Origin of the sequence: Idiomarina aminovorans (assembly GCF_023155095.1) — a bacterium.
Taxonomy (GTDB): domain Bacteria; phylum Pseudomonadota; class Gammaproteobacteria; order Enterobacterales; family Alteromonadaceae; genus Idiomarina; species Idiomarina aminovorans.
In genome coordinates this window covers 640,547-653,004 of record NZ_JAKNDA010000001.1, presented here as the reverse complement: position 1 = coordinate 653,004, position 12,458 = coordinate 640,547, and the positions used below count along the sequence as shown (strand labels likewise).

14 protein-coding genes are annotated in these 12,458 nt (G+C 43.5%); 7 read left to right on the top strand and 7 right to left on the bottom strand.

The genetic code is table 11. The annotated features are described in order from the left end of the window. Positions 1 to 141 precede the first annotated feature (141 nt). The 5 genes from alkB to L8G48_RS03240 all read right to left on the bottom strand — a co-directional run bounded on the left by alkB (position 142) and on the right by L8G48_RS03240 (position 3,249). The gene (gene alkB, locus L8G48_RS03260) at positions 142 to 795 is read right to left on the bottom strand and encodes a DNA oxidative demethylase AlkB (RefSeq protein ID WP_248263178.1); all 654 of its coding nucleotides are present in this window, start codon (positions 793 to 795) and stop codon (positions 142 to 144) included. A gap of 2 nt (positions 796 to 797) precedes the next feature. Next, positions 798 to 1,406, bottom strand: coding sequence for a GNAT family N-acetyltransferase (locus L8G48_RS03255; RefSeq protein WP_248263177.1), 609 nt, complete (start codon positions 1,404 to 1,406; stop codon positions 798 to 800). Further along, positions 1,399 to 1,920 carry a cytochrome b/b6 domain-containing protein gene (locus L8G48_RS03250; RefSeq protein ID WP_248263176.1) on the bottom strand — a complete coding sequence of 174 codons (522 nt, stop codon included), beginning with the start codon at positions 1,918 to 1,920 and terminating at the stop codon, positions 1,399 to 1,401. The genes L8G48_RS03255 and L8G48_RS03250 overlap by 8 nt, the downstream gene beginning before the upstream one ends. A gap of 22 nt (positions 1,921 to 1,942) precedes the next feature. Continuing rightward, positions 1,943 to 2,233, bottom strand: coding sequence for a PepSY domain-containing protein (locus L8G48_RS03245; RefSeq protein ID WP_248263175.1), 291 nt, complete (start codon positions 2,231 to 2,233; stop codon positions 1,943 to 1,945). A 131-nt stretch (positions 2,234 to 2,364) separates the two neighbouring features. Then, on the bottom strand, positions 2,365 to 3,249 hold the full coding sequence (locus L8G48_RS03240; protein WP_248263174.1) for a LysR family transcriptional regulator: 885 nt from the start codon (positions 3,247 to 3,249) through the stop codon (positions 2,365 to 2,367). An 80-nt stretch (positions 3,250 to 3,329) separates the two neighbouring features. Here L8G48_RS03240 and L8G48_RS03235 point away from each other — a divergent pair, with 80 nt between their 5' ends. The 3 genes from L8G48_RS03235 to L8G48_RS03225 are packed head-to-tail and all read left to right on the top strand — an operon-like array spanning position 3,330 to position 5,735. Further along, a complete protein-coding gene (locus L8G48_RS03235; RefSeq protein ID WP_248263173.1) occupies positions 3,330 to 3,980 on the top strand; it encodes a LysE family translocator in 651 nt (216 codons plus the stop codon). A gap of 56 nt (positions 3,981 to 4,036) precedes the next feature. Next, positions 4,037 to 4,921 carry a 6-carboxytetrahydropterin synthase gene (locus L8G48_RS03230; RefSeq protein WP_248263172.1) on the top strand — a complete coding sequence of 295 codons (885 nt, stop codon included), beginning with the start codon at positions 4,037 to 4,039 and terminating at the stop codon, positions 4,919 to 4,921. Further along, a complete protein-coding gene (locus tag L8G48_RS03225; protein WP_248263171.1) occupies positions 4,914 to 5,735 on the top strand; it encodes a M23 family metallopeptidase in 822 nt (273 codons plus the stop codon). The genes L8G48_RS03230 and L8G48_RS03225 overlap by 8 nt, the downstream gene beginning before the upstream one ends. On the opposite strand, the gene L8G48_RS03220 is transcribed toward L8G48_RS03225, so the two are convergent. Then, positions 5,732 to 7,501, bottom strand: a complete 1,770-nt coding sequence (locus tag L8G48_RS03220; protein ID WP_248263170.1) for a M61 family metallopeptidase — start codon at positions 7,499 to 7,501, stop codon at positions 5,732 to 5,734. The genes L8G48_RS03225 and L8G48_RS03220 overlap by 4 nt on opposite strands. Before the next feature lie 76 nt (positions 7,502 to 7,577). Between L8G48_RS03220 and L8G48_RS03215 the strand changes: the two genes are divergently transcribed. From L8G48_RS03215 to L8G48_RS03200, 4 genes are read left to right on the top strand one after another with little or no spacing between them, the layout of a single operon-like run. Next, complete coding sequence (locus tag L8G48_RS03215; protein ID WP_248263169.1) at positions 7,578 to 8,267, top strand: flagellar brake domain-containing protein; 690 nt, start codon at positions 7,578 to 7,580, stop codon at positions 8,265 to 8,267. 2 nt (positions 8,268 to 8,269) lie between these two features. Next, a complete protein-coding gene (locus L8G48_RS03210) occupies positions 8,270 to 9,364 on the top strand; it encodes a sensor histidine kinase (protein WP_248263168.1) in 1,095 nt (364 codons plus the stop codon). Then, a complete protein-coding gene (locus L8G48_RS03205) occupies positions 9,361 to 10,179 on the top strand; it encodes a LytR/AlgR family response regulator transcription factor (RefSeq protein WP_248263167.1) in 819 nt (272 codons plus the stop codon). The genes L8G48_RS03210 and L8G48_RS03205 overlap by 4 nt, the downstream gene beginning before the upstream one ends. 2 nt (positions 10,180 to 10,181) lie before the next feature. Then, positions 10,182 to 11,027: a DUF6279 family lipoprotein gene (locus L8G48_RS03200; protein WP_248263166.1), complete on the top strand. Its 846-nt coding sequence runs from the start codon at positions 10,182 to 10,184 to the stop codon at positions 11,025 to 11,027. Here L8G48_RS03200 and pyk read toward each other — a convergent pair. Next, a complete protein-coding gene (gene pyk, locus L8G48_RS03195; RefSeq protein WP_248263165.1) occupies positions 11,024 to 12,454 on the bottom strand; it encodes a pyruvate kinase in 1,431 nt (476 codons plus the stop codon). The genes L8G48_RS03200 and pyk overlap by 4 nt on opposite strands. Between the last annotated feature and the right edge of the window lie 4 nt (positions 12,455 to 12,458).

Genomic DNA, 12,458 nt, shown 5'->3' with positions numbered 1-12,458 from the left:
TCAGCTATCAGTCCCTTTTATTTTCTCTGTTGCGCAGGCCAACAAGGCTCGTAAAACTCTAACTCCGGCGAACGCTGCCAATTGATGTAAAGCGAGAGAGTACGATATTTTTAATTATATGAAACAGTTAACTACTGCAAGTTAGTCAGCCTGACGTATGGTTAAATTAACCCGGCAGCGTCCGGTCGTAGGGTGAACACCCTCTTTAAGCTGCTGCACACCATGATACCTGAGCCTGTCTTTACCTCCCCAAACAAGAGCGTCAGCGTGTTGCAAAGTTATTTTCTGGTATTTATCAGAGCGCTTAAAGCCCCCCCAGAGAAAATCAACCGGCAGTCCAAATGAGAAGGAAACGATAGGTTTTGTAAAATCAGATTCATCTTTATCCTGATGCAACCCCATTTTAGCGCCCGGCAGATAGACGTTTATAAGACAAGAGTCGGGCTGAAAACTTTCAAATCCAGCAAGTCGGGCAACTTCAACCGCTTTTACTGAAAGGTTAGCCGGCATTTGTGGCCATGGCTTGCTGGTAACCGGATCAATTTCCTGGTATCGGTATCCCTGTTTATCGGTTAACCATCCGTAATGCCCGCAGTTGCTGCTTTTAACTGACATCTTATGCCCCGATGGCGTATAGAGATGACGTAGTGGCGATACCTTTAAAACCTCACGAACGTTGCTCAGTATTGTTTCATCAGTGTTACCGAGGAATTGATGAAATAATATGGCCTGTTCTCCAATTGCTGTATGCATTGGTTCGGCAAAGTCGTTGGCGAACAGATCAAAAGAAGACATTATCAGAGTTTCGTTAGTAATAACGTCATTAGCAAGCGATCTTCACTGGGACCTAAGTAATCGGTCAGCATTTTAGTTGGTTTAAAGCCAAAGTTTTCGTAAAGCGCAATGGCTGATTTGTTATCTGGAGATACACTGAGTTCCAGCTGCTGATAGCTTAGTGAACGTGCAACTACGATGGATTGTTGCAGTAGCTGCTTGCCTAAACCTCTGCCTTGAAATAACTTGCCAATTAACAGCGACATAAGAGATAAAGATGAGCCGGAAATGGGAACCATAAGGCTATATCCGGCAGTCCTTTCATCATCTTTTATGGTTAAAAAGGTTGCTGGCCATTGCTGCAGAGCTTGATAGAAAAAAAGAACCGGATACGCTTGCTTCCCATAAAACTGCTTTTCCAGAAACGCAACTCTGGCAATGTCAGCAGAAACGGTATGGGCTATGGAAAACTTATTCTGGTCGTCATTTTCTGCTGCCAGAGAACCGACGCATAAACGGCAATCCTGTTCTGCAGGCTGAGAAGCTTCAACATAACGCAATTTATGTGAGGGTTTTTCACGGTTACTCGATACTTGATAAACTCGGTTTCGTTGTTGCTTTTCTTCAGTCATGGCGCTTAATCCGGCGTTTACCGCTAATCATAGGACGAATGAGCTCTATTTTACCAACATACGCAGTAATAACGACTGCAAAGATGTGAATAATCACAAGAGAAAAAATAATATCAGCTGAAATGGAATGAACCGAGGTTAATAAGCTATCTCCGTATAGGGCGTCTATTTCCTCGCGGAGAAAGCCGGTAATGGCCTGTAATAAAAATAGAGCTAATATAAGAAACACCATTAGCCCACCAAGAGAATTGTGTCCCTGGTCTTGTCTTACTTTTCTTTGGCGAAGTTCTGAAAAATGCTCTTTAATGCCGGAAACAGAAGGGAGAAAGCTATTGAATCGCGCATTATCTGGACCAACAAAGCCCCATATAATTCGCATTAAAACTAAGATTGCAGCACTGTAACCAATAGCTTGATGAATACTGCTTCCGGGCTCCAGCCAAAAATAGTTAAAACAAAAGCACAGTACCAATAACCAATGAAAAACTCTTACAAACTTATCCCAAATGATCATCGGTACTGCCCTTTGTATTCGCCTATTCGTTTTCTTGCTTAACGATACTGCCATCGACAGGGTTAAAATAGATTTCAACTTTTTGCTTGTTTTGATTAAAGCCGTAAATTTCGTAACAGTTGCCATCGGTTACTTTAAACTCGTTTATCTCGTAACCTTGTTCTGTAAGAGACTGTTGAAACTGCTCTTGATCCAACCAGTTTTCCTGAGGCTCCATTGTGCACTGTGTCATTCCTGACTCAGGGCTGCCACAGGCTGTGACGAAAAAAGCACTTGCAGCAATTGCCGATAATTTAAGGAATTGGCTTTTCATTTAACCTCCAGTTTAAGTGAAATTCAGAACTTAATATAGCAACTTCAGCTAAATAACGCTAATGAATTAACTTATTCAAATGGCAAAACCCAACTCATCAGCTAACTGATTGCGCGTTTTTTAGTCTTTATTCAAGAAACAATCATTTGTAACCATTTTATAAAGGCGACTAAGGCTACTGGTTGTCTCTGCCGTTTACGATAATAGAGACTCAATGGATACTGACAGGGCAGTGCAGAGTCGTTATAAGCCCGAAGGTTTGAAAGCCCCGGAGTGATAAGGCTGCTGTCTAGTAACGCAACGGCCTGTTCCGCTGAGGATAAATCCAGTGACATTTGCACATCGTTACAATGAATTAAACGTGTCGACTTCAATTCCTGACTGTAAGTTTTTAACATTGCTTGATGATCGGGGTTTTCGGGGTTAACCAGCCAGGGCCGTTGAAAAGGGGAGTCGTTAACCTGAATAGCTGAAACCGGAACCATCTGATTTTTCTTTAAGACAAGAGATTGAATGTGTTTGTCCGTTATTTTTCCGTAGCCAATCGCTAAATCCCAGCTTTGATGCTGTATTGCTGACGTCATTTCGGCGGCACTTTCATTCATAAAATACTCGTTACAACGGCTAAAGCTCAGCTGAATGTGAGGGTACAGAGAGTGAAAGTCGGTAAGCTTAGCTGCCAGCCAAAAACGCAACCGCTCGGAACTGATTGCGACAGTAAGCTGCGTTGTTGTATTGTCACTAAGGTTTCTGGTGCGCTCAATGGTACGCTCAAGCTGTTCAAATATTTGTTCAATTTGAGGAGCAAGCTCAAGACCAACCGGAGTGAGTGAGTGAACGCGGTTATCGCGCTGAAATAAACGAACTTCAAGTTGCTCTTCCAGAGTTTGTATTTGCCGGGTTACCGCAGACTGAGTGACACCAAGCTCCTGCGAAGCTTGTTTAAATGAGCCACTACGAGCTGCGACATCAAACACTCTTAGTGCATTCAGAGAAGGTAATTTGGGGTTTTTCATGTTGATTAATAGTAATCTGTAATTGACAAAAAGTAATTTTGATTCTGTCAGTTAAAGTGTAACTACGCAATAAGGAGTTTGTGTTGTCGTACTGGAGTGAGTTTTTAACCATTGCCCTGATTCATTTGTTTGCAGTTGCAAGCCCAGGGCCGGATTTTGCGGTTGTGTCGCGTTATAGTCTGAGCTTTGGACGTAAAGCAGGTTACTGGGTAAGTCTGGGCGTAGCTGCCGGAGTTATTGTTCACGTGACTTATTCACTTGTTGGCGTAGCGCTAATCATTCACCAAACCGACTGGCTGTATCAAACGTTGCTTTGTGCCGGAGCGCTTTATTTGGGTTTTATCGGAATTCAGGCTATTAAAGCGAAACCAAGAAAGAATATGTCAGACAGTGAGCTTACTGCCACTCAGCCTCGTAAGCGTAAGGCTTTCATTGTTGGCTTTATTACCAACGGGTTGAACGTAAAGGCAACTATTTTCTTTTTAACCTTGTTTACCACCATTATTGCGCCTCAAACGCCGTTTGCTATTCAATTTGGTTATGGTGTGTACCTTATTGTCGCGACCGGTCTTTGGTTTTTGTTTTTAACCTGGTTACTGACTCAACCCCGAATCTTTAAAACACTCTGGCATTACAGTCATTGGGTCGATCGCACTATGGGAGTTGCATTAATTTTACTTTCATTGAAATTATTATGGGAGTGGGCCAACCTGATTGAGCTTATCGGATAAGGTGTTTCAGGTTATACTGGTGGTAGTTATTAAAGAACAGATGAGAAAAGCTCACTATGCAGTTATTTGTGAATGATTTAACCGTTATCGATTGCTCGTATCTATGCCCTGAAAGAGGAATAGTCGGTGAAAGCTGGATTGTTGATATTGTGCTTGATGGTGCGCTGAATGAGCAGTCGATGGTGCTGGATTTCGGACGGGTAAAAAAGCAAATTAAAGCTATTATTGATAATTCGGTTGATCATAAGCTGGTTGTGCCGGCCGAGCACTCGTACACAAAAGTGACGCATAACTCAGACGACAGTGCTAATTGGGTTGATTTTTTACGTCCTGATAATCGATCAATTCATTTGTTTTGTCCTGCTGATGCTTTTGCTTTTATTGATGCTAATGTGGTTTCAGTCGAAACCGTAACGGACTACCTCAAAGCGGTTATAAAACGAGAACTTCCCGGTAATGTTGAAGGTCTGCGTTTAATGTTGCGGCCAGAGAGTATCGATGGTTTTTATTATCATTACACTCATGGGCTTAAGAAGCATGACGGAAATTGCCAACGCATTGCTCACGGACACCGTTCAAAATTACAGCTTAAGCTGGATAATATTCGCCAGCCGGTATTGGAAAAAGAATGGTCCGATAAGTGGGAAGATATCTACTTAGGTACAACGGAAGATATCCATTCTCACACTGAACTGACATTGTCCGGCGCGGCGAAGTCCGCAACCACTGAGTCCACTCATACTTGTTACAGCTATACCGCCGATCAAGGGCTGTTTGAACTCGTGGTTCCCCATACAGAGAACTTTGTTATCGATACGGACTCAACCGTCGAGTGTATTGCTGATTATCTGGCTACAGTCACTAAATTAGAAAACCCTGATAAGAAAGTGGAAGTTCGCGCCTTTGAAGGGGTTGGCAAAGGAGCTATAGCCTATGCGTAAAATAGCCTGTGCTGCGGTATTATTGCTGAGTTGGACAAGTACGGTATTGGCGGATGAAGTGCTGCCTTTGGAAATAAAAGGCCCGTTAACTCAGGGAGCATTGATTCTGGCAAAGACTGAACTGGGTGTCAGTGCAACTTTAAATGGGGAAGAACTTCAGGTTACTGAGCAAGGTTACATTGTTTTTGGTTTTCCCAGGAAAGCTCCTTTAGAAAACACCTTAGTCATTAAAAAAGGCGAGCAGACAATAACAAGAGAGCTCATCCTGAAGCCTCGGGAATATAAGATCGACCGCGTCGATGGCGTGCCACAAAAAACCGTAACACCCGATCCTGAGCAAGTGAAACGTGCGAAAAAAGAAGCGGGGAAAGTTTGGTTAGCCAGGCAAAAAGAAACCACGCGAACTGATTTTTTAACACCAGTAACTAAGCCTGCTGAGGGCCGTATTAGCGGTGTCTATGGTAGTCAGCGGATTTTCAATGGTGAACCGCGTAACCCGCATTACGGTGAAGATATTGCCGGACCAACCGGAACTCCGGTTCATGCACCATGGTCGGGTGACGTTGTTCTGGCCGAGCCTGACTTGTTTTATTCAGGCGGCACCATAATCATCGAGCACGGCTATAAAGTAACGACAACCTATTTGCACTTAAGTGAGTTGCACGTTGAGGTTGGCGACAAAGTAGAGCAGGGTGACTCGATAGGTGCCATTGGTGCGACAGGTCGTGCGACGGGTCCTCACCTTGACTGGCGGGTTAACTGGGGAAATGAACGACTGGATCCAGCGTTACTTCCCCAGCTTTATCAGGACTAACCGGAAGGGGTTAACCAACCTTTCAGTTTATCGGGCTCCTCCACGCTTAAAAGGTAGTTGCTTTTAGCGGGTTCCAGCCAGGTAAGCTCCAGTGTCATGAGTTCATCACGACGAAAGGCATGAACCACTACCGTTTCGCCGGGAAGGTAACGCTCCAGAATCGATTTAACGGACTGATCGGTTATCTGTAAATGGTCAATGGCAATAATCCGGTCGCCAGCCGATAAACCGGCTTGATAGGCGCTTTCATCATGATAGACGTTAATAAGCTCAAGGCCTTGCGGTGAAGCTTTATATTTGGCTCCGAAATTAACTTTAGCAGGCTGTTCCGAGGCTTTCCCGCCGGTACTGTTGTCATCGCCGGGCACCTGCTTTTCAACGGTTACCCCAAAGTTCTCTAATAACTCGACCAGTGGCAGTGAAACTTTGTCGTATAACGCGTCTTTTAGAAAATCTGAAACATCAATGCCGGGGTAATGATTTAGCCAACTCAGGACAGTATCATCCGCTGTACCAACGGCGGTTTTACCGAACTCATGCCAAAGTTCCTTCATGACTCTTGCCAAAGTTAATTTATGCCCGGACTGAAGACGCAACATTAAATCCAGACTCAGTGCAATGAGCGCACCTTTAGCATAGTAACTGACAATACTGTTCGCGGCGTTTTCGTTTTGCTGGTAGAACTTAGTCCATGTCAGAAAACTTGATTCTGTCACGCTCTGTTGAAATTGCCCCGTACCGCGCTCAACGCGGGCTATGGTATTGCCTAGTAATTTTAAATAACGCTCGTGACTGATAATACCGCTTGCATGCAGCAGGTAGTCATCAAAGTAAGATGTCATCCCCTCATAGAACCAAAGTTGTTCAGTATAAGACTCTTGTTCTAGTTGATAAGGAATAAAAGTCCGGGGTTTTAAGGTTTTTATATTCCAGCTGTGAAAGTACTCATGACAGCAGAGACTGAGGAAGTTTTGATAGTCATCGTTCATGTCATATTGATGCGCGCTGATTAAATCTTTGCGGCTACACAACAGCGCTGTGGAGTTTCTGTGTTCCAGTCCGCCAAAACCGTCACCGACGACCATTGTTAAAAAGGTGTACGACTGAAAAGGCGCTTCCTCAAACAAGCTTAACTGAGTTTCACAAATACGGGCGAGATCGGCGGTTATGCGCGCGATATCTGCAAAATGCCGTCCACTCAACACCAGAGAATGCTTGATGCCATGAGCAATAAATTCTTCAACGGTTAGGTCACCCATTAAGAAAGGGTAATCAATCAGTGCATCGTAGTTGTCTGCCTGGAAGGTTCCCCATGAGTGAGATTTTCCGGTTTTTCTCGGCATGCCGGTTGCTACTTGCCACTCCGGTGCCTGGGGTGGTGCATGCAGGTGAAGTTCGCAGGGCACTTCGGTCTGGTCTTCGACAGCCAGACACAAGCTGGTGTTATTAAAAAAGCCTTGAAATTGATCAAGGTAGGCTGAGCGAACCGATAAATCCCAGGCATAAACCTGATAATGGACAGTAACCGGGTGTCTTGAAGATTCGAGTTGCCATCGGTTTTTTGCTATTTGCTTAACCGTTAACGGACGTCCATTGCTTTCGGCGTGTAAGCCGATAATGTGTTTACTGAAATCCCGTATTAAATAACTGCCGGGGATCCAGTTTGGCAACCATAATTCTTGCTTATCCATGGGTTGCTCAATGGTAAGAGAGACATTAAATAAATGCCCATTTAAATGGGTGGGTGTTATATCGTAAGCGACCAAGGAACTCTCCTTTGCTTGACACAGCCTGACAACTAGCGATCATAGTAACATATCGTTTCATTTCAAAGAGACCCTTATGTCCAGTAAAATTTCAGAGCTCGTTACCGGTCAAAAAATAGAAGTTCAACTGGCTAGCTCCAATGTCCCGGCTCGGTTTTATTCTGAGTTTATCGGCGCGGTAAAAGACCGTTGGGTTATTGTGAATATGCCCGATGCTAAAAAATACAATAGTGCGCGAGAGCTTTTAGACGAAAAAACGCCGGTTATTGTTCGTTTTGTACTGGAGAATGAAAGCGGCGAGATTTGTGCGTTTCGCAGTGAGGTCAATTATGTCATTTCCCATCCCACAAAAATGCTTTTTATTTTATGGCCAAGCAAGGTAGAGCATCGGGTCATCAGGAAAGGGCGTCGCTTCGACGCATTTTTACCAACGTCAGTTTCGGGTCAGTCGGTAAAAGGTGAAGAGAAAACGTTTAAAGGCCATGTATTGGATGTTTCGGAAAGTGGCTGTCGTCTAAAGCATGAAAAGTTAGACGAAGAAGTGGACGAACTTTGGGAAAATGGCAGCAAAATCACGCTTAATATAGAGCAGAGAAACAATGGTGAATTAACCCTTAAGGCTATGGTTCGGCAAATAAAAGAGGTGGATGACCAGATTGAGCTCGGCGTTCAGTTTATGGGAAATCAAAAAGAACAGGTGAAGTCGCTATTTTCAGGCAGCTTAGTCGATATTGAAGAGTTATCTCGACTCGAGTCGCCGAGATAAAAATGAAAAAACCAATTAAAACGCAATGGCAATTGTTAATGGATAATCGCAACCGATTTTTCTGGTTGCTACAGGCCGGTGGTTGGGTTGGGTATGCATTAGTGAATTATATAGGTTCGTTGATGCATGAAATGCGCGATATCTACACGCTTATTATTATCCTGGGAGCCTATGCCGGTTTTTTAATTACCATTCCCCTTCGGTACCTGTATCGCAGGATATGGGAAATACCACCTCCGCTTATGGTATTAATTGCAATTGTCGCTTCCTACGTTAGCGCGGTGGCCTGGGCTGTCGTCGATAATGCGACGTACTGGGAGATTTATAAGTTTGGTTTTCGCCCTGACAGTCTGTTTTTCTATTTAAAAAATAGTCTGGCTAAATTCTATATCATTCTCAGTTGGAGCGGATTATATTTTGGCATTAAGTACTACCAGATGCTGCAAGAGGAGAAGCAAAAGGCATTATTAGCCTCTTCTATGGCTCATCAGGCTCAGTTGAAAATGTTGAGATACCAGCTTAATCCGCATTTTTTATTTAATACACTCAATGCAATATCCACTCTTATCTTATTGAAAGATAACGAAAAAGCTAATTTGATGGTGAATAAGCTGAGCCACTTTTTACGTTTCTCATTGGATAACGAGCCGATAAAAAAAGTGACTCTTGAGAAAGAGGTAGATACGCTGCTTTTGTATTTGGACATAGAAAAAGTGCGTTTTGACGAACAACTTGAAATTGATATTCAGTTGTCAGATGAAACAAAAAAAGCCTTAGTACCCAGCCTTATTTGCCAACCGCTAATTGAAAATTCGATAAAGTACGCAATTTCGAATGTTGAAGGTATTGGCAAAATAAAAGTCCGCTCCTGGTCAGAAATGAGTAATCTGGTATTAGAGGTTTGTGATAATGGTCCCAAAATACAAACTGATCCTGAAAAGCTCTTTCGCAAAGACGGTGTTGGACTTAATAACACTCGGCAAAGACTTAAATCTTTATACGGTAAACAGTATCGGTTTGAGATGTTAAAAGGCGAAGAAAGTGGTTTGTGTATTCGCCTTACTCTGCCGCTGGAAATGTTGGAGAATCAGCAATGAATCGATTGAAAACCCTGGTTGTTGATGATGAGTCACTTGCCAGAAAAGGTTTGGCTATCCGCCTGCAGGTATTCGACGAACTGCAGCTGATGGCTGAGTGTAAAAGTAGTCGGGAGGCAGTCGAGGTCATTATAGAGCAAAAACCTGATTTAATTTTTCTTGATATACAAATGCCAGGCTTAAATGGCTTTGAAGTGTTAAAAGCGGTTCAGGAGCAAAAGCAAAAGTTGCCGATCGTGGTTTTTGTTACAGCTTATGATACCTATGCAATAAAAGCATTTGAGGTGAGAGCACTCGATTACCTATTAAAACCCGTTGATGATGCGCGTTTAGCTGAATGTGTAAAGCGTGTGATCAACGAACACCAAAACATTAGCGATGAACAACAAAGTAAACTTATCAGCCTCGTAGCTGGAGTAACCGGACAGAATGCCAATACATTACTTGAGAAACTGGCCGCCGGAGAAAATATAACAGCAGATGAATACCCCGATTATATAGCGATAAAAGACAGTGGCGAGATAACTCGTGTCGCTGTCAATGATATTAAGTGGGTTGATGCCGCCGGAGATTATATGTGTATTCATGCTGGCGACGAGACTCATATTTTGCGCAGGACCATGAAAGAACTTGAGCAAGACCTTAACCCCAAGCTCTTTCAGCGTGTGCATCGTTCCGCCATCGTCAATATCAAGCAAGTTGAAAAGCTTTGTAATCAACAAAATGGCGAGTACCATTTAGAATTAAAAAATGGTCAAAAACTGAAAGTAAGCCGTAGTTATAAAGATCGTATTAAACAACTGATTCTGAGCTGAGCATGTATCGATTGATAGGTGTATTTACCGCTTTTGTTTTTATTGCAGGTTGCACAGCCAACATAGGCTATCAATTTGCCGATACTCTGGTGGAATGGAAAGTCAATGACTATGTCGACTTAAACGACAAGCAAGAAGAGTTACTGTCGGAAAAAGTGGATAGAATGCACTTATGGCACGCACAAACACAGCTTCCTCTGTATAGGGAAGAGTTAAAAAGCTTGCGGGACAAAGTCGAAAAAAAATCATTAACACACGAAGACATTTCAGCTTTTGAAGATAGTCTTTGGACGTTTTGGAATAATGTTTTAATACAAGTTGAAGCTGAAGCCGATTTACTGGCTACATTAACCCTGGAACAACGTGAACAGCTTATTAACCGTTTAGAAGAAGCTCAACAACAGCGTTATCAGCGGTTGCATAAAGATAAAAAACAAAATCCTATTTTACGCCAGCTTGACCGTATTACTGACGTTGAGGAAGATTTAGAAGATATTCTGGGGGACTTAACGCCAGAACAAGATAAATTACTGCGAAGCTGGGTAAAAGATTCCCCCGAACTGCGTGAACAATGGTTAAGTTATCGAGATAGCTGGCTGACCGAATTTGAAAAGGCACTGCTGAGCCAGCCCGTTGATAAAAAGCGGCTATCTTCTTTAATTCTTGATCCGAAACAACTTAGAATTGATGAGTTTCAGCAACAAGCCCAGCAAAGTAGTGAGTTGCGAAAAAAATTCCTGTGGGGCATGTATCAAAGCCTGAATCAAGAACAGCGGAAGAAGGTCATAAAAAAGGCCGATGAATACATCGACCTTCTGGACTCATTAATTAGTGACTTTAGCCGTTAATGAACTTCGATAATTTTACAGGTGTTGCTTGAACCAACCGTTTCCATGACATCACCGTGAGTTAAGATCACTAAATCTCCCGTTTTAATATGTCCGTTATTTTTAACCACCTTGATGGCCTCTGTTATTGGATTGTCAATACGGGTCGAATCAAAATCAATGGGGTAAACACCTCGGTAAAGTGCTGATTTATCACGGCTTTGTGGATGGCGCGACAACGAGAATATGGGCAGGTGAGAGGTGATTCTGGACATCAATTTGGCCGTAAAGCCAGATTCTGTTAGAGCGATGATGGCCGTGACTCCATTAAGGTGGGTCGCAGCGTACATGGCTGACATGGCAGTAGCTTCTGTAATGCTGGAGAACATCTCTTCAAGATCTTGATGATGCAACTGAGCTGATGGATGAGTTTCAGCACCCAGACAGATATCAGCCATGGCTTTTACCGTTGCTACAGGGTGGTTGCCTGCGGCTGTTTCTGCCGATAGCATTACTGAATCCGTGCCATCCAGTACTGCATTAGCGACATCCATTACCTCTGCACGGGTGGGCATGGGGTTCTCAATCATCGACTCCATCATCTGAGTTGCAGTAATAACAACCCGGTTTAATTGGCGGGCGCGCGAGATAATTTGTTTTTGTTTACCGACTAATTGCGCATCACCAATTTCGACACCTAAATCGCCCCGGGCCACCATAACCGCATCGGACGCTCTGATAATGTCATCCAGCGCGTGTTCACTGGCAACGGCTTCTGCCCGTTCTATTTTTGCACACAATACACCTTGGCCACCGGCTTCCCGGAGTAAATGACGTGCCCGATTGATGTCGTCGCCGGAGCGGGGGAAAGAAACGGCGAGATAGTCGACGTCAATTTCGGCGGCCAATTTAATGTCTGTGTAATCTTTTTCAGTTAATGCCGCGGCTGATAAACCGCCACCCTGACGGTTAATACCTTTATTGTCAGAAAGCAGACCACCGATGGTGACTTCTGTTTTCACCTGGCTTCCGCTAATTGCTTCAACTTTTAACTGAATACGTCCATCATCCAGTAATAAAATATCGCCAGGGTTAACGTCTGTCGGTAGATCTTTATAATCCAGACCAACTCGGCTTTGATCACCACTGTCTTTTTCCAGTTCAGCGTCTAAAATGAACGTATCGCCAACCGATAACGTAATTTCATGTTGCTGAAAACGCGCGACGCGAATTTTAGGACCTTGCAAGTCACCCAAAATAGCGACATGAGCCTTTAGTTCGCGGGCTATTTTTCTAACCATAGAAGCGCGTTGCTTGTGGTCGTCACCATTGCCGTGAGAGAAATTCAGACGAACAACATTCGCACCGGTTTTTATCAGCTCTCTGAGTATTTCTTCAGAGTCGGTAGCCGGTCCGAGAGTAGTCACAATTTTGGTACGACGAAGCATTAAA

What these genes read in the sequence shown, in the direction of transcription:
- L8G48_RS03245 (WP_248263175.1), bottom strand. Translation starts at nt 2,233, where the DNA reads ATGAAAAGCCAATTCCTTAAATTATCGGCAATTGCTGCAAGTGCTTTT.
- L8G48_RS03210 (WP_248263168.1), top strand. Translation starts at nt 8,270, where the DNA reads ATGAAAAAACCAATTAAAACGCAATGGCAATTGTTAATGGATAATCGC.
- L8G48_RS03255 (WP_248263177.1), bottom strand. Translation starts at nt 1,406, where the DNA reads ATGACTGAAGAAAAGCAACAACGAAACCGAGTTTATCAAGTATCGAGT.
- L8G48_RS03225 (WP_248263171.1), top strand. Translation starts at nt 4,914, where the DNA reads ATGCGTAAAATAGCCTGTGCTGCGGTATTATTGCTGAGTTGGACAAGT.
- L8G48_RS03205 (WP_248263167.1), top strand. Translation starts at nt 9,361, where the DNA reads ATGAATCGATTGAAAACCCTGGTTGTTGATGATGAGTCACTTGCCAGA.
- alkB (WP_248263178.1), bottom strand. Translation starts at nt 795, where the DNA reads ATGTCTTCTTTTGATCTGTTCGCCAACGACTTTGCCGAACCAATGCAT.
- L8G48_RS03230 (WP_248263172.1), top strand. Translation starts at nt 4,037, where the DNA reads ATGCAGTTATTTGTGAATGATTTAACCGTTATCGATTGCTCGTATCTA.
- L8G48_RS03250 (WP_248263176.1), bottom strand. Translation starts at nt 1,920, where the DNA reads ATGATCATTTGGGATAAGTTTGTAAGAGTTTTTCATTGGTTATTGGTA.
- L8G48_RS03240 (WP_248263174.1), bottom strand. Translation starts at nt 3,249, where the DNA reads ATGAAAAACCCCAAATTACCTTCTCTGAATGCACTAAGAGTGTTTGAT.
- pyk (WP_248263165.1), bottom strand. Translation starts at nt 12,454, where the DNA reads ATGCTTCGTCGTACCAAAATTGTGACTACTCTCGGACCGGCTACCGAC.
- L8G48_RS03200 (WP_248263166.1), top strand. Translation starts at nt 10,182, where the DNA reads ATGTATCGATTGATAGGTGTATTTACCGCTTTTGTTTTTATTGCAGGT.
- L8G48_RS03215 (WP_248263169.1), top strand. Translation starts at nt 7,578, where the DNA reads ATGTCCAGTAAAATTTCAGAGCTCGTTACCGGTCAAAAAATAGAAGTT.